This window comes from Pontibacter russatus (genome assembly GCF_009931655.1).
Lineage (GTDB): Bacteria > Bacteroidota > Bacteroidia > Cytophagales > Hymenobacteraceae > Pontibacter > Pontibacter russatus.
Window position 1 is genome coordinate 329656 of the sequence record NZ_CP047984.1, and the last position, 22610, is coordinate 352265.

Genomic DNA, 22610 nt, shown 5'->3' on the forward strand with positions numbered 1-22610 from the left:
GAGCAAACCTCATGGGGCGAAAGCGAAGCAGTATGAGAATGCATATGTCGGGAAACTTTTTTGCGCCCGATATGATACTGGCGGTTATATATGCAGAGTCGTGAAAACGCCTTCCTCCGGAAGGCCCTATATAAAAGAAGCATCCTTCTCCTGAACAGGGATATATGCCTGCGAGGTTGAAGGATGCTTCTTTTATATTGGTATGCTGATCCTACTGCCGCACTAGGCGTTTAGTAGGTTGTTCACGATATAGTCGTGGCTTTGGCGGATGCTCTTGTAGGGGTCCATGCCCTCCGCAAAGTTTTCCTGCTCCACAAAGATATGCTCCGCCTCAGCCTGTACCTCAGAGAACAGCTTTTTGTAATCGATGCTGCCGCTTCCAACCTCTGTGTTCAGTGCCTTATCGTTTTTATCCATGTCCTTCACGTGCCACATTACAAAGCGGCCGGGGTGCTCCTTCATCATAGCGATGGGATCCTTGCCTGCTCTGTAGGCCCAGTAAAGGTCCAGTTCCATTTTTACCTGCTCAGGGTCAGTTTCCTGCAGCAGAATCTCGTACCCTGTAGTGTCGCCGAACTCCTTGAACTCGAAGTCGTGGTTATGGTAGGCGAGCTTCAGACCGGCATCACTAATAGTTTTGGCTGCCTCGTTTATCCGTTTTGCCAGTTTCCTGTAGCCTTCGGCATCCTGTCGCAGCGAATCGCCCAGGTAAGGGATGGTGATATACGTATGGCCCACAACTTTGGCAGCGTCTATATAAGACTGGAGCAGTTCCTCATTGCCCCCGGCCAGATACGGATCCAGGCCGTAGTGCCCGCTTGGGCTGGTCAGGTTGTTGGCCTTCAGCAGCTCGCTGAAGGCATTCGCATCAAGCCCCCAGTAGCCGTTCTCTTTGGAGTAGCCATAGGTTTCCACCTCTTTGTAGCCGGCTGCGGCCACTTTGGGGATCACGGCCTCTATTCCCTCCGCACCGATCTGCTCGCGCAAAGAATACAGCTGAAGCCCGATAACCGCGTCTGACGCAGTTGCGCTGGCCACGTCTGTGGAGTCAGCAGCCGCATCGGCTGATGCGTCTTCGGCAACTTCCGTGTTTGAGTTGCAGGAAATAATGGCTGGAGTCAGAAAGACTCCGGCTGATAACAAACCAGCCTGTCGCAGGAAAGATCGTCTTTTGTTCATTAGCTTTAGTAGAAGTATGAGTGTATATATGGTTGTTTGTAAGAAAGTTATACATCACAAATTTTAATGGCCTCCCGAAGGGAAGCGAGCTTATCCGGCTGCGCTGGAATAAACTCCTGCGCCACAAATCCCTTGAAGCCAGTTTCCTTAATGGCACGCATAATAGCCGGATAATTCAGCTCCTGTGTCTCATCGATCTCGTGGCGGCCGGGCACACCGGCGGTGTGGTAGTGGGCGATGTAGGGATGGCTGTCTTTGATGGTGCGGATTACGTCTCCTTCGTCAATCTGCATGTGGTAAATGTCGTACAGCAGCTTGAAATTTTCAGAACCGGTCGCTTTTGCCAGTTCCACTCCCCAGGCCGTGTGGTCGCACATATAGTCTTTGTGGTTCACCTTGCTGTTAAGCAGTTCCATCACCAGCACCACCTTGTGCTTTTCGGCCAGCGGCAGCACCTTCTTCAGTCCCTCGGCGCAGTTTTTCAGGCCTGTCGCATCGTCCATGCCGTTCCGGTTGCCGCTGAAGCATATCAGGTTCTTGTATCCGGCTTTGGCAACGCGCGGAATCATATCGGTGTAGTTTTTAATAAGCGTTGCGTGGTACTTCGGGTCGTTCCATCCTTCGGTCAGGCTAATCTCGGCACCGTTGCACATAGCGGACTCAAGCCCGTGTTTCTTCAGCACCGGCCAGCCCTGCGGGCCGATCAGGTCAATGCCCGTGATGCCCATATCCTTCGCGGCAACGCACAGTTCCTCCAGGGATAAGCCGTTGAAGCACCAGTGGCAAACGGAGTGGTTGATGTTTCCCTTCAACTTTTGAGCAGATGTGGTAGCAGCGGCGCTGGCAGCTAAAGGACTGAACATGCCGGCCGTGGTGATGGCTGCGGTACCGGTTAATACATTTTTGATAACGGTTCTTCGGTTAGGGTGCTGTGGCATATATAAATGTTAGGTATGAGATCGCATTCAGGAGAAGTTACGCACTTCCCTTGTGCCGGTGGTTGTTGCGGCGGGTGGTTGAGCCGTACCGCTGGGAGAAGCATTCCTGTCTCTGAACAGCAGCAGGAACAGCACCAGCACTGCCGCCGCAATTCCGGCGGGCACAAGCCAGATGGCCTGCCAGTCGTGCCCGCCTCCAGAGGCTTGGTTGGCGTCTACAACCACTCCGGATAGCAGCGAGCCCATCAGCATGCCCACGCCATAGGTGGCCAGCGTGATCATGCCCTGCGCGGCGCTTTTGAAGCGCGGCCCGGCGAGGTTGTCGGTATAAATCTGACCGGTCACAAAGAAGAAATCATAGCAGATGCCGTGCAACACAATGCCTCCAACCAGCATCCAGTACCCGGTTGCTATATCCCCGAAAGCGAAGAACGCATACCGCAGCACCCAGGCGAACATCCCGATGGCGAGCATCTTTTTAACGCCCAGCCTCACAAAGAACAAGGGCATCAGGAGCATAAACAACAGTTCGGACATCTGCCCCATGGCCTGTTTACCGGCCGCCGAGTCCATGCCAAGCTCGTTCAGGAAAGGGTTGGTGAAGTTGTAGTAAAATGCAAGCGGAATGCAGATGGCAACGGAGGCGAGGAAAAACGTCAGGTAAGAGCGGTTTTTGAGCAAACCCACGGCCTCCAGGCCAAGCAGGTCACCTATAGAGGACTTGTTCGCGTCACGGGCGGGAGGCGTGTGGGGAAGCGTAAAGCTGAAGAAGCCCAGTATGGCAGAAGCAAGCGCCGCCATCCGGAAGGTAAGCCCCAGGTTCCCGTCTTGCTCCCAGTTAAGCCAGCCGATCGTCAGTCCGGCGATTATCCAGCCGAGCGTTCCCAGCACCCTGATGGGCGGAAACTCCTTGCTCGGGTCCTGCATCTGCCGGAATGAAACGGAGTTTACCAGCGCCAGCGTAGGCATATATAAAATCATATATACCAGTATGACGGGGTAAAAGCTGTCGAAGTCTGATAAGGTGGAGGCGTACCAGAGAAGGGCGGCCCCTAAGAGGTGCAGCACACCCAGGATGCGCTGCGCCGGGAAAAAGCGGTCGGCTATGAGGCCAATGATAAACGGGGCAACAATTGCCCCGATGGACTGCGTCAGAAAGGCTACCCCCACCTGCGTGGCGGAGGTTTCCAGTTCAGAAAGTAAATAGGTGCCCAGTGTCACAAACCACGCCCCCCAGATAAAAAACTCCAGGAACATCATGAACGACAGTTTGATGCGGGTGACCAGGTGCATGCTTGTAGAGTTAGGCTATGAAACGTATTTACAGCAATGGCTGCCCACGCCAATGCGCGGGCAGCCTTCGCTGCTATATATCAGTCGCTGGGTGCTGAAACTTGAAAAGCAGGCAGGCCACAGGAACAGTCATATATAGATTATCACCTGAAGCCATACTTGACTATATCACTATAACTCCTTGATCATGATATCCTTGTACCACACCGCGTCGCCATGGTCCTGCAGCGCGATTTTGCCCGACTTGAAGGTGCCGAAGTCTTCCATGTCCGCAAACTTGCTTCCCGCAACCATGGTCTTCCAGTTATCATCCCAAAGGGTGGTGGTCACAACTTTCTCCCCGTTCTGGTACAGTTCCAGGTTTCCATCCTTGCTGATGATCTCCACATGGTTCCACTCGCCAGCCGGTTTCACGGTCTCCGGGTCACTCGCAATCAGGTCATACAGGTCGCCAGCACGGTGCTTGTTGATTTTGGCGTCGGGGTGCCCTTCGTTGTCGAGCACCTGCATTTCAAGGCCGGTGTTATAGGTGTTGGCGTATTTGGCGGTGTCCTCCTCCACATAGAAGATGATGCCGCTGTTTCCGTTCTCCGAAATCTTCCAGTCGAGCTTCAGGTGGAAATCATCGTACTCCTCGTCGGTCACCAGGTCGCCCCCACCCTGTCCGTCCTGCTTCGCAGACGGATCGAGGTAAAGCGCTCCGTCCGCAATTGTCCAGGCCTGGCCTACGCTGTCGGAGCCATAGGTGTGCCAGCCTTCGGTTGTGGTGCCATCAAAAAGCGGCGTCCATTCTTCATTTGCTGCAGTTGTTTCAGCGGCAGGCTCCTCCGTCATGGTTGTTTCAGTTTCTGATGTGGATGACTGGCAGGAGAGAAGCGCTGCCAGTGAGCAAAAGGCGACAAAATTACGGGTCATCGTTTTATTTTCTTAGAGATAGAACATATTTGGCCATTTCCTGGGCATCTTCTTTGCTCAGGTCGGGGTGCGGAGTCATCGGGATCTGCCCCCAAACACCGGCTCCACCCTTGATGATCTTGTCAGCCAGGTACGCCACATTCTTCTCGTTCATCTCATATTTGGCTGCTACTTCCTCGTAGGCAGGGCCCACCAGTTTCTTGTCTACCTGGTGGCAGGCAAGGCAGTCAGACATAGCTATCAGGTTCTTGCCTTTCTCATAGTCCTCCTTCGCGGGGGTTTGCTGGGCAGCGGCAGGCTGCTCTGTGGCAGCGGGTTCAGCAGCGGCGGCATCCTCGGTGGCGGCAGTTTCTTCGGTAGCAGCAGGCACGGTGGCTGTGCGGTCAGTGCCGATGTCATTGATGCTGGTATCCACTTCAGACTGGCGCGTGGCGGCGCTTACTTCTGCCTCTGAGGTAGAGTTATTATAATACTCTTCCCCTTCCAGCTGCGTTTCAGAATTGCTGCAAGCAGCAAAAAGGGCGCAGCAGCTGAATACGAATAATACTTTTTTCATAATGTTGTTTTGTTTAAATAATAATTAAAGGCCCAATATAGTACGATTTTTCGCGTCATCTATACCTGTGGCAGCAAAATCATCGAAGGCTTTCTCTGTCACCCTGATAATGTGATCTTTAATGAAGATGGCTCCCTCGCGGGCTCCGTCTTCGGGGTGCTTCAGTGCGCACTCCCACTCCAGCACGGCCCATCCTTTGTAATCATAGGCGGTAAGTTTGCTGAAAACAGATTTAAAATCTACCTGTCCGTCGCCAAGCGAACGGAAGCGCCCGGCGCGGTTCACCCAGTTCTGGTAACCTCCATATACTCCTTGCCGGCCTGTAGGGTTGAACTCAGCGTCCTTCACATGGAACATCCGGATGCGCTCGTGGTAAATATCGATGTACTCGAGGTAGTCCAGGCACTGCAGCACGAAATGCGACGGGTCGTAGAGCAGGCAGGCCCGCGGGTGGTTGTTCACTTCCTCCAGAAACATCTCATAGGAGGCTCCGTCGTGCAGGTCCTCTCCCGGGTGAATTTCGTAGCAGAGGTCTACGCCGGCTTCGTCAAAGGCGTTGAGGATCGGCGTCCAGCGTCTGCCTAACTCCTTAAAACCGGCCTCTACCAAGCCGGCAGGGCGTTGTGGCCAGGGGTATACCGTGTGCCAGAGCAGCGCGCCGCTGAAAGTAGCGTGGGCATTGAGGCCTAAATTCTGAGAGGCTTTTGCGGCATATTTTAGTTGTTGCACGGCCCATTCGGTGCGGGCCTGCGGGTTGTTGTGGTACTTCTCCGGGGCGAAGCCGTCAAAGAGCGTGTCATAGGCCGGGTTAACAGCCACCAACTGGCCCTGCAGGTGGGTCGAAAGTTCTGTAATCTTCAAACCCAGTCCTTCTACGGTACCCTTGATCTCGTCTGCATAGGTCTTGCTCTCGGCGGCCTTCTGAGGGTCGAAATACCTGCTGTCCCAGGTCGGTATCTGCACCCCTTCGTAACCGAGGCCTTTGGCCCAGCGGCAGATGTTCTCTAAAGTGTCGAATGGTGGCTGGTCGCCCAGAAACTGTGCCAGGAAAATGGCCGGTCCTTGTATGGTCGTCATAGTTTATGTTTAGATGATAAAGTCAATATACGAATAGAGAATTCAACTGACATCCCAAAGCGAAAGGAACCTGCTGCGGTATAAACCAAGGCTCCCTTCGCTCCACAAATAGCTATATTCTATTATAGGGTGTTAAAGTAAATGCAAGAAGCCTGCATGACAGGCTCTGCACTTGTAATTGGTATGTCTGGTAGTGGTGTACGTTTCTGATGCAATTTAGGTGGCCCAGGCCCTGTCTCCTTTTTTGTAAGGCATGCAACCGTCGTATCGGCCCGGCACCGGATCATAGCGCAGGGCCTTCGTTGCCCCTATCTCAGAAGAAAAATAACCCAGCAGCGTCAGTTCCTTCATCATGCGGAAGTAGTGGTTCGGGTCTTCCGGGGCTTTGGAGCGCTGGTGCTCTTTCTGTTCGGCGTCCAGGGCAGTCAGCAGTGCGGTGCGCTGCTTCGCGTCCAGCTCCATAAAGTCCTTGCCGAACTTGTCGTCGCTGGCCTTGTTCAGTTTCGTGATGCCCTCCAGGAATACCTTCTGATCTTCCGGCGTGTAGCAGTCGCGGACCATGACAGCGACAAACTCTCCCACGTTGGCCGCCTTCGCGCCAGGCGTGCTGGTGGTGGGCAGAATGGTTTCTCCCACCTCGTTCAGAAAAGCAATCTGCTCTGGTTTAAACAGATCGCTGACGTCTTTTGCCTTGGTCGTGCAGGAAACCAGCATTTCAGCGCTGATCAACGTGCCTCCCATCAGCCAGGCAACGGCTGTTATTGCTTCTCGTCTGTTCATGTCTTTTTTATATGACAGCTAATTATCCTATATATACTGCGGGGCAGGGCAACAGCCTGCTGTTAAACTCCCAGGCTCCAGCCTTTCCGGTAATCCCGCTTCACAAACTGGTTCACCGCATCGAAGTTGGTGACGCGCATGTTCTCGTTATCCCACAGCAACTTAATAGATCTGCCCGGGTAGTCATACCCCTCGCCGGATGCCTTCGGCGTGCGGATATCGTACCCACGTATCGCAAGGTTTGCCATGAGCAGGGCCTCTGTCAGCGGGCCAGCCGTATCGAACGGCGAACTCACCTCTTTTTTGCCATACCCGGCAATGGCCGCTTCCACCCATTGGGCATAATGGCCTTCTGCGTCGCCTGGTACGCGCGCAAACTTCTGCTTCACCTTCGTCTGGCTGGTTTTGGAGGTGGGCAGCAGTTGCGGGTTCTCGCTGTAGGTGCCGCACATCATCTTGCCTTTGGTGCCGATGAACAACACGCCGTTTCCGCCGTCGCCGAACACCTCGTTCGGGCCCAGCTCCTCTGGCCGCGCCGGCTGTATGCCGCCGTCCATCCAGTGCAGTGTGATATCGCCTTTGGTTTTGGCTGTTTTCGGGAAGGTGAGGATGGCATGGCTGGAGGGCGGGCAGCCCTCAGGGAAATAGCCGCGCTTAAACTCGTCTACATACACGCTGCCTACGCTGCACTGCACATCTTTCGGGTAGGTTAGGCCCAGCACCCGGAACGGCACCTCCACCAGGTGGCAGCCCATGTCGCCGAGGGCGCCGGTGCCATAATCCCACCAGCCGCGCCAGTTGAAGGGCACTACCTTGTCCACGTACTCTTTGTAAGGGGCGGTGCCGAGCCACAGGTTCCAGTCCAGCTCTTTGGGCACTTGGGCGGTGGCGTCAGGCCACGGAATACCCTGCGGCCACACCGGCCTGTCGGTCCAGGCGTAAATCGTGTGTACATCGCCTATTTCGCCGGCGTCGTACCATTCCGCCATCAGACGGGTGCCGGGGTTGGAGGCACCCTGATTGCCCATCTGCGTCACCACTTTATATTTTTTAGCGGCGTTTGTCAGCGCACGGGCCTCGTAGAGATCGTGCGTGAGGGGTTTCTGCACATACACGTGCTTGCCCAACTGCATGGCGGCCATGGCCTGCACGGCATGGTTGTGGTCGGGGGTCGAAACAGAGACAGCGTCTATATGCTTGGCCTCTTTGTCGAGCATCTCGCGGTAGTCTTTGTAGTATTTCGCCTTCGGGAATCGCTTGATGGAATTGGCTGCCCTTCGGTCGTCCACGTCGCAGAGGTAGGCGATTTCCGCTTTTCCGCTCTTATGGAAGTTGGCAATGTCACTCTCTCCTTTTCCTCCTACACCGATGCCGGCAATCACCAGCTTGTCGCTGGGCGCGATAAAGCCCGGGCCGCCGAGCACATGGCGTGGTACAATCAGGAAACTGGCGGCCGCTACGGCACCGGCCTTCAGGAACTTACGACGCGAGCTATCCGCTGAGGAAGTGTTTGCTTCTTTTTCTGACATAATGCTGTTTTTATATATGCCTCCGCTATATAAGTTGAGGACTTTTAAAACAATTTAATTTTAACAAATGCTTTCTTTGTTTGGCAACGCCTGTGCCGCTATATGTTCTGACGCTTCAACTCATTCACAGCATGGTCTACGGCTCTTGCGGTAAGGGCCATATAGGTGAGCGACGGGTTCTGGCAGCCGGCAGACGTCATGGCGGCGCCGTCCGTAACGTACACGTTCTGCGCGTCCCATACCTGGTTGTGGGCGTTCAGCACCGAGCTCTTTGGGTCCCTGCCCATACGTGCGGTTCCCATCTCGTGTATGCCCTGGCCCAGGCCGTAGTCCGCATCGTAGGTATTCACGTTTTTCACCCCGGCTATCTCCAGCATCTCCTTGGCGTCGTTCATCATGTCCTTGCGCATCTTGCGCTCGTTCTCTTTAATCTCTGCATCTATCGCCAGCACAGGCAGCCCCCACTTGTCTTTCTTGTTCTTGTCGAGCGTCACCTTGTTCTCGTGGTAAGGCAGTGTCTCGCCGAAGCCGTTGATGCCCATCGTCCAGCTGCCCGGCTCGGTCAGCGCGTCCTTGAATTCGCCGCCGATGTTCATCTCGGCAATTTCGCGGCTCCAGCCCTCGCGGCCGGCGCTGCCTTGGTAACCAAACCCGCGTATATAATCGCGCTTGTCGTCGCCGATGTTGCGGAAGCGGGGAATATAGATTCCGTTCGGTCGGCGTCCGTAGTAGTACTTGTCTTCGTAGCCTTCCACGGTACCGGAGGCTCCCACTTTAAAATGGTGGTCCATCAGGTTGTGGCCGAGCTCTCCGCTGCTGCTGCCAAGGCCCTCTGGCCACACGTCCGTGGCAGAGTTCATGAGCACCCAGGTGGTGTTCAGTGCCGAGGCGTTCAGAAAAACCACTTTGGCCAGGTACTCATAAGTCTGGTTTGTTTCAGCGTCCAGCACCTCCACTCCTCTCGCCTTCTTGGTGTCCTTGTCATACAGCACCCTGGTCACGATGGAGAAAGGACGCACGGTCAGGTTGCCGGTGGCCATGGCGGCCGGCAGCGTGGCCGACTGCGTGCTGAAATAGGCGCCGAAGGGGCAGCCGAGCCAGCATTTGTTGCGGTACTGGCAGTTGGAGCGGTCATGGTGGGGCTGCGTGAGGTTGGCCGTACGGCCAATGATCATGTGGCGGGTGTTGTTGTAGTGCTGCTTCAGGCGGGCGGCCACGTCTTTCTCCACACAGTTAAGCTCCATGGGGGGCATAAACTCGCCGTCCGGCAGGTGCGGGATGTTCTCTTTGGAGCCGCTGATGCCTGCGAACTTCTCCACGTAGCTGTACCACGGAGCGATATCCGCATACCGGATCGGCCAGTCAGTGGCGATACCGTCTTTGGCATTGGCTTCAAAATCAAGGTCGCTGAGGCGGTAGCTCTGGCGGCCCCACATCAGGGAGCGGCCCCCCACATGGTAGCCCCGGTACCAGTCGAAGCGCTTTACCTCCACGTACGGGCTCTCTTTCTCGTTTACCCAGTAGTCGAGGTTGCGCTCGTTCAGCACGTAGTCGCGTTTCAGCACCGGGTAATTCTTGATCATTTCCTGCGTGCGGCCGCCGGCGTGGGGAAACTCCCAGGGGTGCTTGTTTGCGTTCGTATAATCCTTGATGTGCTCAATGTTGCGGCCTCGCTCCAGCATAATGGTTTTCAGGCCCTTCTGGGTCAGCTCTTTGGCAGCCCAGCCACCGGAGATGCCGGAGCCGACTACAATCGCATCATAAACATTTTCAGCCATAATTCAGGGTGATAAGCTATTTATATATAATAAGGTTAAGTATAAAACTCCAGCACTATCGAGCACGCCGTTAAAGCGGTGAGAAGTTGTTCAGATGCAGTTGAGCAGGAAATGAACGGTTAAGTATAACGCTTTATTCAAAAATAAGCAAGTTATAAGGATAAAATGCTGCATATAGTTGAGTGCTCACTATGGCTAATCCGCTACAGCTAAACGTGATAGTGATGAGAAACACCTTAGCGCCTTTAGTTCTATCTATTTAACGTATAAATAGATCTTATAGAATTTCTTCAATATAAAATGAGCTGATTTTAAGGATTGCCTTACTAGTATATATAGTGGAAGCGTTTTGAAGTGAGCCGCTACTTGCTGCGTTTCCGCTTCGTTTCTTTACAAGCTATTGCTATATAAACTTCCCTGACGATAACCCGTCCTTCAGAAAGAGCGACTCCTGTTCCATTGGCGGCGCTTTTTTCTTTGTGCCATGCCACCACCGCCACCGCCACGATTTATTTAATGAAGCGTTGCGCCCTATATATAGCACCGAGCGTGCTATATATAGGGCGCAACGCTTACTCGTGCCAGGTGCCCATTTTACCCTGCTGGTAGTCTTGGAAAGCCTCCTGTATCTCCTGCTCAGTGTTCATCACAAACGGCCCGTGCGCCACCACTGGCTCGTTGAACGGCTCGGCATGGCCGAACAACACCACCGCGTCTTCCGATGCCGCTACTTTTACCTCCTCGCCCTCGTTCCCAAACTCCACCAGGTGCAGTTTGCTCACTGGCTGCCCGTTCACGTTTACCCGCCCCCGCACCACATAAAAGAAAATGTTGCGGCTGGCCGCGACTTCCCTTGTAAAGCTGCCGCCTTGCTTAATTTCTATGCTGCTCATGTCGATGCCGCTCAACGAACGGACGGGCCCCTGCACGCTGCCCCATTTGCCTGAGATGACATTTACCTTCACCCTGCCTCCGTCTTCTGTCACAGTCGGTATCTCGTCCTGCTGCAGCCCGATGTAGTTTGGCTTGACCATCTTGTACCTGGCGGGGAGGTTAAACCAGAGTTGCAGGATCTCCAGAGGGCCTCCCTCCCGCTTGAATTTGTCGGAGGAGACTTCGGCGTGAATCAGGCCGGAGCCCGCTGTCATCCACTGCACACCGCCTTTCTGTATCACGCTCCGCCCGCCGCCGGTGTCCTGGTGCATGATGTCCCCCTCCAGAATAAACGTCAGCGTCTCGAAGCCCCGGTGTGGGTGCGGCCCAAAGGGCAGGCCGCTGTTGTTGGGGCCGTAGGTCTGCGGCCCGTGGTGGTTCAGAAACAGGAACGGGTCAATGTATTCCACTTCCCGCGTCGGCAGTGCCCGGTATGTAACCAGGTTGCCAAGGGGTGCGCTCATGGCTTTATGAGCTTTCTTTATTTTCCGTGTTGCCATATATCTGTTTATAGGAAAAAGGACACATGCCTCAAGACATAAGGTATTTATACTTTATATCGTTGATCTTCGGCTGACTTATATATGTGGTGATTTAATGGGTAGTGCAAGTTAATTTTGACCGGGTACTTATATAAATTTTGGTTTAAAGGAACTCATCTGTTGTTCTCCAAAAGCTATATATGAGTTGCTGCTAACTATTTGCCCCTGTTCCCTCCGGGACAATCTAAGATGTTGTTTGCGGCACGGGAATGTACAGGGTAAATAAGTTGCCTTTTATATATGGCTGGTATATATGGCTTTGAAGCCTGTCCAGCTTCAGGTGCGCAGGAGGCCTTTAGCAGAAAAGCCGGAGAGGCTGTGTACATCAGCTTCTCCGGCTTTGTTATGCTCGCTGCTTCTCCCTTAACCAAACAGGTCGGAGGAAAGGTAACGGTCGCCGCGATCGCAGATGATGCAGACTACCACGCCCTCGTCCAGTTGCTCGATGAGTTTGGTGGCCGCAAACACAGCGCCGCCGCTGCTCATGCCGGCGAACACGCCTTCTTCCCTGGCCAGGCGGCGCGTCATCACGGTGGCCTCGTGCTGCGACACGTCGATGGTGATATCCACACGCTCCTTTTCAAAAATCTTTGGCAGGTACGCTTCCGGCCAGCGCCGGATGCCGGGTATCTGGGAGCCCTCCACAGGCTGCGTGCCCACAATCTGCACCTCCGGGTTCTGCTCCTTCAGGTAGCGCGAAACGCCCATGATGGTACCCGTGGTGCCCATCGAAGACACAAAATGGGTGACCTGCCCCTTAGTGTCGCGCCAGATCTCGGGGCCGGTGGTGTGGTAGTGCGCCAGGCTGTTGTCGTGGTTTGCAAACTGGTTCAGCAGCAGGTAACCACCCTCCGATACCTTCTTGTTTACATAGTCAATCGAGCCTTCCATCGATTTCTCGGCGGGCGTCAGGATAACCTTTCCGCCGTAGGCCTCCATCGTGAGCACGCGCTCCTGTGTGGCGTTGTCGGGCATCACCAGTTCTATCTCCACGCCGAAGAGCCGCGCGATCATAGCCAGGGCGATGCCGGTGTTGCCGCTGGTCGCCTCAATCAGCTTCATCCCCGGCTTCAGTTCTCCCCTGTCCAGGGCCCCTTTGATCATGCCGTAGGCGGCGCGGTCTTTCACGCTGCCGCCGGGGTTGTTGCCTTCCAGCTTGCCATATAGTTTTACGCCGGGTTTGGTGTTTATATGCTGCAACTCCACCAGGGGCGTGTTGCCTATCAAATCAAGTAGGGTAGCCATTCGTTTCGCTTTGTGATAAAACTGTTCCCATTAACTACAAATGTAAAAGGTTTGTTGTAAAACGGACAAAGAAATGAAGCCCGGCTACAGCCGAATAGCGACCATGCCGCAGGCGCCCGAAAAGCCAACACCCGGAAAGGCCCGGGCGGAGGCAGAACAGCTGAATACAAAACGCTCCCGGCGTTCAAAGGATTAGCACCAGCGTACCCCCGATAATGAGCAGCGCGCCGACAGCCGTTTTCAGCGTCAGGTCCTCGTGCAGGAAAATTATGGATAGCAGAATGGTCAGCGCCACGCTCAGTTTATCGACAGGGGCCACCTGCGACACCTTGCCCAGCTTCAGTGCCTTGAAATAGAATATCCAGGAGAGTCCCGTAGCCAGCCCGGACAGAATCAGAAAAGACATGCTGTGCCTGGATATGGCCTGAATCCCCTGAAGCTCTCCCCTGGCCACGGTAATGCCCCACGCGACCACCAGAATCACCACCGTCCGGATAGCCGTAGCCAGGTCAGAGTTTACGTTCGAGACACCAATTTTGGCAAAGACAGCGGTCAGGGCCGCAAAAAAAGCCGAACCCAATGCATATACCCACCACATCATTTAGCAGTTTTATATGCATAGTACGAAAATTGCCGCGCCATGGCTTTGGGTGGCTACACGGCTGTAGTAAGAAAGGCGATACAGGAGGGGTGGCACAGGCCAAACCAGCTTAACATATAAATCCCACCAAAGACATTGATTCTGATGCGCGTTTCTTATATAAGCCTACAATCTATCCGGGGCTACCTCTACATGAGTCGCAGCAGTTCTTCTGCGGCTCCCTCCGACGAGGCGGGGTTCTGGCCCGTAATCAGGATGCCGTCGCGCACCACGTGCGGCTGCCAGTCCTCCACTTTGGAGTATTGCCCTCCGAGCGCCTTCAGCTTGTCCTCCACCAGAAAAGGCACTACCTCGGTCAGGTTCACGGCCGCCTCTTCGGTGTTGGTGAAGCCAGTCACGTTTTTCCCCTTCACCAGTGGCTCACCGTCTCCTTTTTTCACCTTGGCAAAAACCGCCGGCGCGTGGCACACAGCCGCGATCGGCTTGCGCTGCCTCTCAAAGGCTTCCAGCAGCCGGATAGAATCCTCGTTATTCGTCAGGTCCCACAGCGGCCCGTGGCCTCCCGGATAGAAGACAGCGTCATAATCGTCCGCCTTCACCTCGCTCAGCTTCACTGTGCGCGACAGCTTTTCCTGCAGTTCCCGGTCTTCGTTGTAGCGGTTGGTGGCGTCTATCTGCGCACCGGGCGCCTCGCTGTTGGGATCGATGGGCGGCCTCCCTCCCGCCGGAGAGGCGAGCGTGATGTCTGCCCCCGCATCGGATAGCACGTAGTAGGGCGCGGCGAACTCCTCCACCCAGAACCCAGTTTTATGGCCTGTGTCGCCCAGTTTATCATGCGACGTTAACACAAAGAGTACTTTCATAGCTATTGGTTTTTCTGTTGTTGCTGTTCGGTACTTATATATAGCTGCTGCTTGACGGCTTCAGCCATATATAATCAGGTATACGGGGAGGCGTTGCCGGTGAGTTGTGCTGCAGGTCGAGGCAATCCCGTGCTTTTGAAGCAGCGTCCCAGTCGCTCCACTCCCTTGCCCTCCGGAGGGGATATATAAATGCGCTGCAGCGGCCGCAAGGCAAATACAGATATGCTCCTGTTTTGTACCTTTGCCACTTAACCCCGCCTGTTTTGAGCCAGACAATCCGGAAGATCATTCATGTGGACATGGACGCTTTCTTTGCGTCGGTGGAGCAGCGCGACAACCCGGAGCTGCGCGGAAAGCCGGTGGCGGTGGGCGGCTCCAGGGAGCGCGGCGTGGTGGCGGCGGCCAGCTACGAGGCCCGCAGGTTCGGGGTACACTCTGCGCTGGCCTCTAAAATTGCGGCGCAGCGGTGCCCGCAACTGGTTTTCGTCAAGCCCCGGTTCGAGGTATACAAGGCCGTGTCGCGGCAAATCCGGGAGATATTCTTCTCCTACACCGATCTGGTAGAGCCGCTGTCGCTGGACGAGGCATACCTGGATGTGACGGAAAACAAGATCGGGATGCCTTCGGCCAGCATCATCGCCCGGGAAATAAAGTCGCGCATTCTGGAAGAAACGGGGCTGACAGCTTCTGCAGGTGTGTCTTTTAACAAATTCCTGGCGAAGATTGCCTCGGACATGGACAAGCCCAACGGCTTCACCCTCATTACCCCGGACAGGGCCGAGGAGATGGTGGCCAGCCTGGCCATCGAGAAATTCCACGGCATCGGCAAAGTGACGGCAGCTAAAATGCAAAGCATGGGCATTATGACGGGGGCCGACCTGCGGCAACGGCCGGAGGAGGAACTGGTGCGCCACTTTGGCAAGGTGGGTCGCTACTACTACCGCATCTCCCGCGCACTAGACGAACGCGCCGTGCAGCCGCACCGCGTCCGCAAATCCATCGGCTCGGAGCGCACCTTCGACGTGGACCTGACGGAGGAGCAGGACATGCTGGAGCGCCTCCAATACCTGGCACAGGAGGTGGCCCAGGACATGGCACGGCTGCAGGCGACCGCCAAAACCGTGACTCTTAAAATCAAATACTTCGACTTCACGCTGAACACGCGCAGCAAAACATATGGCAGCGCGTTCAGCTCCGCCGACGCCATCTTCACCATCGCCCGCGACTTGCTGCGCACGCCCCAACTCCCGACCTACCCGGTGCGCCTGCTCGGCATCACCGTCTCCAGCCTCCTCTACCAGCACGACAAGCAGGAAGGTTACCAGCTGACAATTGAATTTTGAGGAAGCAAGGTGTTATATATGAATATATATGATTTTACTGAATTAGATTTTTTTCTGAAGGGCTTGTCAGAGAGACATGCAGCAACCAGGGTGGCGTGCAGGAATCACTCAATAAACGTGAACTCGGGAATTAAATATTTTTAAATCAAGTACTTGCGCAACAAAAAAGGCTAAGGATCAGGTAGAAATATTGCCTTATGTTTCACCTAAACCCTTAGCCTTATGCACTTTATCATAGATACTGCCAGGGTGGTAGAAGTGTTCTGCTTCATTGACGATTTCTGTAAGGAGGTTGAGGATTATTTCACTTCCCATCCGCTGCCAAAAGGGCTCTTAGAAAAGCACCCCGCCGGCAGGAAGCCCTCCCTCTCCGAGAGCGAGGTGCTCACCATCCTGGTGCTCTACCACCTCTCGGGCTTCAAGTGCTTCGAGTACTACTACCGGCGCCTGGTACTCGGAGAACTGAGGAGTTTCTTTCCCAGGGCCGTCTCCTACACGCAGTTCCTCTCGCTGGCCCGCCAGGCCTGCTTCCACGCCTTTCTGCTGGCCCAGTGCCGGTGCAGCCTCTCCGCCCGCACCGGCCACTACTACATAGACTCCAAGAAGCTCCCTGTCTGCGACAACCTGCGCATTCACTCCCACAGGGTCTTCGAGGGGATAGCCTCAAGGGGAAAAGGCTCCACCGGCTGGTTCTTCGGCCTCAAGCTGCACCTGGTCATAAACCAGCACGGAGAGCTGGCGCGCCTGCTCATCACACCGGCTAACGTGGCAGACAACAACCACCAGGTGCTGGGGCGCCTGCTCGAGGGGCTGAAGGGCAAGTGCTACGGGGACAGAGGCTACCTCTCCTCCCTGCTCGGGGAACTGCTGGAGAAGGGCCTGCACCTGGTGGCTAAAATAAGGAAGAACATGAAAAACATGCTCCTGACGCTCTCAGACAAGCTCAACCTGATGAAGAGGGGAGGTATAGAGGCCGTCAATGATATTCTGATGAGCGTTTGCGACATCGACCACACCCGTCACCGAAACCCGCTCAACGCCCTGGTCCACATCCTCTCCGGCCTGACCGCCTACACCTTTCTCGACCACAAAAACAAAAGATTTAATCCTGCCAGAACTTTGGCTTAATTCCCGAGTTCACGCTCAATAAGCAGGCGTGTTGTTGTCTTGCTTTAGAAACAGGCCCTATGTTTCAGGTTCAGCTTTAATTTTAAGAAAGAAATCCTAAGCTCCCAGCTTGTGTTCAGGATAATCAAATAATTAAGCGTACCTTTGTAGCCCATAAGACTTACCCTAACTTATGGCTACTAAATACATATTTGTTACAGGCGGCGTGACGTCCTCCCTTGGCAAAGGCATTATTTCTGCCTCCCTTGCTAAACTGCTGCAGGCAAGGGGCTTCTCTGTAACCATCCAGAAATTTGACCCCTACATTAACATTGACCCGGGTACGCTGAATCCCTACGAGCACGGCGAGTGCTACGTAACCGAAGACGGCGCGGAGACTGACCTCGACCTGGGCCATTACGAGCGCTTCCTCAACACCCCCACCTCGCAGGCCAACAACGTGACCACCGGCCGCATCTACCACCACGTCATCACCCAGGAGCGGGAGGGCGCTTATTTGGGCAAAACCGTACAGGTAATACCCCACATCACCGACGAGATAAAGCGCCGCATGCTGCTGCTGGGCCAGACGGGCGAGTATGACGTGGTGATAACGGAAATTGGCGGGTGCGTGGGCGATATCGAATCGCTGCCATTTATCGAGGCGGTGCGCCAGCTGCGCTGGGAACTGGGCGTACACGAGTCCTGCGTGATACACCTGACGCTGGTGCCTTACCTGCGGGCCGCCGGCGAGCTGAAGACAAAGCCTACACAGCACTCGGTGCGCGCGCTATCGGAAGCAGGTGTGCAGCCCGACATCCTGGTGTGCCGCTCTGAGTACCCGCTGCCGACCGAGATGCGCAAGAAAATAGCGCTGTTCTGCAACGTGAAGACCAACTCCGTCATTGAGTCGCTGGACGCGGAAACTATATATGACGTGCCCCTGCTGATGCGCAAGGAGAAGCTGGACGAGCGCGTGATCAGCAAACTGAAGCTGCCGCACCGCATGGACCCGAACCTCGACAGTTGGAAGGAGTTCCTGGGCCGCCTCAAAAACCCGACCGCTGAGGTAAACATCGCCCTGGTGGGGAAATACGTGGAGCTGCCTGACGCCTACAAGTCCATCATCGAGTCGTTCGTACACGCGGGCTCTGCCAACGAGTGCAAAGTCAACATCAAGTGGTTCCAGTCCGAGAACATCACCAACGAGAATGTGGGGGCCATGCTGCAGCAAATGGACGGCGTGCTGGTGGCGCCCGGCTTCGGGGAGCGCGGGTTTAAGGGCAAGCTGGAGGCCATCCGGTTTGTTCGCGAGAGCAACATCCCGTTCCTGGGCATCTGCCTGGGCATGCAGTGCGCTGCCGTGGAGTTTGCCCGCAACGTGCTGGACATGGCGGGCGCCGCCTCCACCGAAATTAACCCCGACACGCCTTACCCGGTCATTGACATGATGGAAGATCAGAAACAAGTGACCCAAATGGGAGGAACTATGCGATTAGGTTCTTATACTTGTGAACTAAAACGCGGGACAAAGGCTTATTCAGTATATGGCAAGTCTAAGATCTCGGAGCGCCACCGACACCGTTACGAGTTCAATAACAAGTACTTACCAGATTTCGAGCAGGCAGGCATGATAGCCTCGGGCATAAACCCCGAAACAGGCCTGGTGGAGGTGATAGAGTTGCAGAATCACCCCTGGTTTGTGGCGGCGCAGTATCACCCCGAGCTGAAAAGCACCGCGCTGAACCCTCACCCGCTCTTCGTGAGGTTTGTGAAGGCGGCCATCAACCACACAAAATCAAAATAAACACCTTACACAATTCAACAATATAGTAAATGGATAGAAATCAAGCGATTGGCTTCGGATTGATTGCCTTGCTGCTGCTGGCTTACTCGTTCTTCTTCACGGCGAAGGAGGAGCCCGCCCGGCAGGCGGCAATACAGGAAACAGCCAAGGTAGAGCAACTGCCCCAAGCCGCAGTTGTGGAAGACGACTCGCTGGCCCAGGCCCGCAGAGCAACCGCTCTGGGCGCTTTTAGCGCTGCCGCCACCGGCGAGGCGACCACTACCACCCTCGAGAATGCAAACCTCCGCGTCACCTTCAACTCGCAGGGCGGGCAGGTGGAGGAAGTGCTGCTGAAGAATTACGAAACCTACCAGGGCGAGCCGCTGGTGCTGTTCGACAGCGAAAGCAGCAGCACCGACATATCCTTCACCTCCGGCGACGGGAAGCAGATAAAACTATCCTACCTGTACTTCACGGCCTCCGAAGTGAAAGAGGTGCAGGGAGAAGGCGGGACCTCGGGCAAAACGGTGTCCTTCCGGGCGCAATTGGGCGACGGGCAGTACATAGAGCAGGTATATACCCTGTTCGATAAGAATTTCCTGCTGGGCTATAAGCTTGATTTTGAAGGTCTGGAGCAACAGGTAAGCGGCCAGAACATCACCTTTACCTGGACCGACCAGCTGAAGCAGCTGGAGCGCGACCTGAAACAGAACCGGGACAAGTCCACCATCAATTTCGCCACGGTAGAGGATGGCTATGATAATCTGTCCATTGCGGAAGAAACGGTGGCGGAGACAGTGGAGCAACCTTTGAAGTGGGTGGCCTACAAGCAGAACTTCTTTACCGCAGGCATCATTGCCGGCAGCCAGTTTGCCGGAGCCAGGATGGAGGCCGCCACCGACCCCGCCGACTCGGCCGTCGTGAAGACAATGGCCTCGCAGATACTCATTCCAACGAAGGAGGTGCTGGATGGCGCTGGAGAGTTCACGTTCTACTTCGGCCCGAACGACTACAAGATACTGAAGCACATCGGCCACGACTTCGACAAAAACCTGGACCTGGGCTGGGGCATTTTCTCGTACGTGAACAAGTGGCTCATTATCCCCGCCTTCGATTTCCTTGAAAACTACATCGGCAACTACGGCATCATCATCATCCTGCTGGTGCTTTATATCAAGACCATTCTCTTCCCGCTCACTTACAAGTCGTACGTGTCGATGGCGAAGATGAAGGTGCTGAAGCCGGAGATCGACGCCATCAAGGAGCGCAACGACGGCGATATGCAGAAGACGCAGATGGAGACGATGAAGCTCTACCAGGAAATGGGCGTAAACCCCATCAGCGGCTGTATCCCGATGCTGCTGCAGATTCCGATCCTGTTCGCAATGTTCAACTTCTTCCCGAACTCCATCGAGCTGCGGCAGGAGCCGTTCCTATGGGCGGCAGACCTCTCTACCTACGACGTCTTCATGAAGCTGCCGTTCACCATTCCGTTCTATGGCGACCACGTGAGCATGTTCACGCTCCTGATGACGGCCTCCACCATCCTGTATACCTGGTCTAACAACCAGGTGAACACGATGCAGGGTCCTATGAAGTTCTACAGCTATTTGATGCCGTTCATCTTCATGTTCGTGCTGAACTCCTACCCCGCTGGCCTTTCCTTCTATTACTTCATGTCTAACATCGTTACCTTCGGACAGCAGGCCGCCATCCGCAAGTTCGTGGACGAGGGCAAAATAAGAGCGAAACTGGAAGACAACAAGCATAAGATAAAAGAGAAGAAGAAAACCGGCGGCCCATCGTTTACAGAGCGTATGCAGGAAGCCATGCGCCAAGCCTCTGAAAAAGAGCAGCAGAAACGCAAAGCAAAGAAATAGAGCGAAGCCGCTCCCCGAAAAGCCCCTGAGACTTCAGGGGCTTTTTTGTTATATAACGTCTGCAGCACTTTTCGAACAAGTCTGGATATAACCTTACAGAAGCAGACTTTCGTACTGCAGATAACTGTGCAATCCCGGGGTTAGAATTTGCGTGGTTTACTGAATAGAAAGCCTGACAATGGCTATTGCCGCTAACAGATAATATATAAAAGCTATACATGAAAAAGACATATAATTACCATTCCTATTTGCTGTCCATGCTTTGCCTGCTCCTGCTCGGCGGCTGCGGCGACGGGGACGGAGTCATTTTCTCCATACAGGATGATTTAAAGCTGGGGCAGCAGGTGGCCCACGAGGTGGACTCTACTTACCGGGCCGAGGGAAAGCTGCTGGAGCGCGGCAGCGGCGACCCCGATGTGCAGCAGGCCTACCAGAGCATCGACCGCATCGTGGGCCGCATCCTCACGTCGGGGCAGGTTAAGTACCAGGAGGAGTTTCCGTGGACGGTGAAAATCATAAGTGATGACGAGACACTGAATGCCTTCGCCACGCCGGGGGGCCATATATATGTCTATACGGGCCTCATCAAATACCTCGAGAACGAAGACCATTTCGCCGGGGTGCTGGCCCACGAAATCGCCCATGCCGACAAGCGCCACAGCGTGAAGCAACTGCAACGCAACTACGGCATCTCCCTGCTGCTCTCGATTGCGCTCGGCAACGACCCCGGCGCGCTGCAGCAGATTGCGGCCCAGCTAACCGGAACACTCACCGGATTGAAGTTTAGCCGCGATGCCGAAGCAGAGGCCGACAGAGCCTCGGTGGCCTATCTGGCAGGCACCAACTACTATGCCTGCGATGGCGCTGCCGGTTTCTTCCTCAAGCTGGAGCAGGACGCGCAGCGGGGCGGCGCTCCGCCCGAGTTCCTGAGCACCCACCCGGCTTCTGACAATCGTATACAGAACATACAGGAGATGGCGGAGCAGGAAAGCTGCAAAACGAACGCCAGCCCTGACACGGATTTCCTTCAGCTGAAAAAAGCGTTGAACATTTAACACCATGGGCAGCTACCTAAAGCGGCAACTATGAAAAACCTGAAGAACAAAGCTGCAAAAGGCATCTTAAAGGCAGAAGATAAAATCGACTACCTCACTTTTGAGCTTAAAAACAGGCTGGGCATGAACCGCCCACTGCAGATCGTCACATACCGGAGCTACGGCACCCCCACAAGACTGTATGTGAAAGGGCGCGTGCTGGTAGACAAAGGCATCAGGCGCTCTGAGGAGAACGACACACTTTGGGAGAACCTTCTGAACATGTACCGCCGCTTCGAGAGCGACGAGGTGCCCAACGCCCGGGTGCAACTGACGCTGCAGGGGCAGCAACATGAAATCACTACGGATGTGGAAGGTTATTTTGTGCTGAATATCGAGCCGAAGGAACCGCTGCAGTTAGAGGATATATGGCACCCGATCGATATAAAACTGATTGACGCGCCCATGAAACTGGTGGAAGAGGTGTGCGAGACAGCCTTTGTGCTGGTGCCGCCCCCGGACGCGGAATATGGCATCATCTCCGACATCGACGACACCATCGTCCGGACCGGGGCCACTAGCCTGCTTGAGACCGGCAGGAATGTGCTGCTGAACAACGCGCACTCGCGCATCCCGTTTCACGGCGTGTCGCAGTTTTACCGCTCGCTGCAGCTGGGCCGCAACGGCAAGCGTAACAACCCTTTTTTCTACGTGTCCAGCAGCCCCTGGAACAACTACGACCTGCTCTTCCACTTCCTCGAACTGAACGAGATTCCGCAGGGCCCGCTCCTGCTCCGCGACTTCGGCATTGACGAAAACAAGTTGGGCCACTCCGACCACATGAGCCACAAGTACAAGGAGATCGAGAACATCCTAATCACCTATCCCAAGCTCGACTTTATCCTGATTGGCGACAGCGGCCAGCAGGATCCTGTTATCTACCGCGAGGTGGTGAAGAACCATCCGGGCCGTATCATGGCCATCTACATCCGTGATGTGAACATTGCGGATCGCGCCAAGGCCGTCACCACCATTGCCGACGAGCTGAAGCGGCAGGGCGAGGTGGAGATGGTGCTGGTGAAGGACACAGCCGCTGCCGCTGAGCATGCCGCCGATAGTGGCTTCATCTTTACAGAAGAGGTGCAGGAAGTAAGCCGTGAGGCCGAACTGGATGAAAAGGGGGATAAGTAGTCATACAAATGACGATTAACGCACATTATTAACTCCGCCC

19 protein-coding genes are annotated in these 22610 nt (G+C 54.9%); 6 read left to right on the forward strand and 13 right to left on the reverse strand.

Going from position 1 to position 22610, the window contains the following annotated elements; all coding sequences use genetic code 11:
• Window positions 1-222: 222 nt before the first annotated feature.
• From GSQ62_RS01420 to GSQ62_RS01480, 13 genes are all read right to left on the reverse strand, one after another.
• Entirely contained in the window at window positions 223-1179 is a 957-nt protein-coding gene (locus GSQ62_RS01420) for a sugar phosphate isomerase/epimerase family protein (protein ID WP_161887853.1), read from the reverse strand.
• Window positions 1180-1226: 47 nt separating this feature from the next.
• The gene (locus tag GSQ62_RS01425) at window positions 1227-2117 is read right to left on the reverse strand and encodes a hydroxypyruvate isomerase family protein (RefSeq protein ID WP_161887854.1); all 891 of its coding nucleotides are present in this window, start codon (window positions 2115-2117) and stop codon (window positions 1227-1229) included.
• A 27-nt stretch (window positions 2118-2144) separates the two neighbouring features.
• A complete protein-coding gene (locus tag GSQ62_RS01430) occupies window positions 2145-3410 on the reverse strand; it encodes a nucleoside permease (RefSeq protein ID WP_161887855.1) in 1266 nt (421 codons plus the stop codon).
• A gap of 171 nt (window positions 3411-3581) precedes the next feature.
• Window positions 3582-4325: a 3-keto-disaccharide hydrolase gene (locus GSQ62_RS01435; RefSeq protein WP_161887856.1), complete on the reverse strand. Its 744-nt coding sequence runs from the start codon at window positions 4323-4325 to the stop codon at window positions 3582-3584.
• Between the two features lie 4 nt (window positions 4326-4329).
• Window positions 4330-4881, reverse strand: coding sequence for a c-type cytochrome (locus GSQ62_RS01440; protein WP_161887857.1), 552 nt, complete (start codon window positions 4879-4881; stop codon window positions 4330-4332).
• A gap of 24 nt (window positions 4882-4905) precedes the next feature.
• A complete protein-coding gene (locus GSQ62_RS01445) occupies window positions 4906-5958 on the reverse strand; it encodes a sugar phosphate isomerase/epimerase family protein (RefSeq protein ID WP_161887858.1) in 1053 nt (350 codons plus the stop codon).
• A gap of 216 nt (window positions 5959-6174) precedes the next feature.
• Entirely contained in the window at window positions 6175-6738 is a 564-nt protein-coding gene (locus GSQ62_RS01450; protein ID WP_161887859.1) for a gluconate 2-dehydrogenase subunit 3 family protein, read from the reverse strand.
• Window positions 6739-6800: 62 nt separating this feature from the next.
• Window positions 6801-8267, reverse strand: coding sequence for a Gfo/Idh/MocA family protein (locus GSQ62_RS01455; RefSeq protein WP_161887860.1), 1467 nt, complete (start codon window positions 8265-8267; stop codon window positions 6801-6803).
• Window positions 8268-8365: 98 nt separating this feature from the next.
• Window positions 8366-10045 carry a GMC oxidoreductase gene (locus GSQ62_RS01460; RefSeq protein ID WP_161887861.1) on the reverse strand — a complete coding sequence of 560 codons (1680 nt, stop codon included), beginning with the start codon at window positions 10043-10045 and terminating at the stop codon, window positions 8366-8368.
• 572 nt (window positions 10046-10617) lie between these two features.
• A complete protein-coding gene (locus tag GSQ62_RS01465) occupies window positions 10618-11442 on the reverse strand; it encodes a pirin family protein (protein ID WP_237586893.1) in 825 nt (274 codons plus the stop codon).
• A 441-nt stretch (window positions 11443-11883) separates the two neighbouring features.
• Window positions 11884-12765, reverse strand: a complete 882-nt coding sequence (cysM, locus tag GSQ62_RS01470; protein ID WP_161887863.1) for a cysteine synthase CysM — start codon at window positions 12763-12765, stop codon at window positions 11884-11886.
• Window positions 12766-12949: 184 nt separating this feature from the next.
• Window positions 12950-13366, reverse strand: coding sequence for an EamA family transporter (locus GSQ62_RS01475; RefSeq protein ID WP_262886641.1), 417 nt, complete (start codon window positions 13364-13366; stop codon window positions 12950-12952).
• 188 nt (window positions 13367-13554) lie between these two features.
• Window positions 13555-14229, reverse strand: a complete 675-nt coding sequence (locus GSQ62_RS01480) for a type 1 glutamine amidotransferase domain-containing protein (RefSeq protein WP_161887864.1) — start codon at window positions 14227-14229, stop codon at window positions 13555-13557.
• A 263-nt stretch (window positions 14230-14492) separates the two neighbouring features.
• On the opposite strand from GSQ62_RS01480, the gene dinB reads away from it, so the two are divergent.
• The 6 genes from dinB (at window position 14493) to GSQ62_RS01510 (ending at window position 22570) form a co-directional block, all read left to right on the forward strand.
• Window positions 14493-15572, forward strand: a complete 1080-nt coding sequence (gene dinB, locus GSQ62_RS01485) for a DNA polymerase IV (RefSeq protein WP_262886642.1) — start codon at window positions 14493-14495, stop codon at window positions 15570-15572.
• Window positions 15573-15794: 222 nt separating this feature from the next.
• Window positions 15795-16700 (forward strand): IS982 family transposase, encoded by a 906-nt coding sequence (locus GSQ62_RS01490; protein ID WP_161887865.1) that lies wholly within the window; start codon window positions 15795-15797, stop codon window positions 16698-16700.
• A gap of 172 nt (window positions 16701-16872) precedes the next feature.
• Window positions 16873-18486: a CTP synthase gene (locus tag GSQ62_RS01495; protein ID WP_161887866.1), complete on the forward strand. Its 1614-nt coding sequence runs from the start codon at window positions 16873-16875 to the stop codon at window positions 18484-18486.
• Window positions 18487-18515: 29 nt separating this feature from the next.
• Window positions 18516-20345, forward strand: a complete 1830-nt coding sequence (gene yidC, locus GSQ62_RS01500) for a membrane protein insertase YidC (RefSeq protein WP_161887867.1) — start codon at window positions 18516-18518, stop codon at window positions 20343-20345.
• Between the two features lie 218 nt (window positions 20346-20563).
• Window positions 20564-21400 carry a M48 family metalloprotease gene (locus tag GSQ62_RS01505; protein WP_161887868.1) on the forward strand — a complete coding sequence of 279 codons (837 nt, stop codon included), beginning with the start codon at window positions 20564-20566 and terminating at the stop codon, window positions 21398-21400.
• Between the two features lie 30 nt (window positions 21401-21430).
• Window positions 21431-22570, forward strand: coding sequence for an App1 family protein (locus GSQ62_RS01510; protein WP_161887869.1), 1140 nt, complete (start codon window positions 21431-21433; stop codon window positions 22568-22570).
• The last annotated feature ends 40 nt before the right edge of the window (window positions 22571-22610 follow it).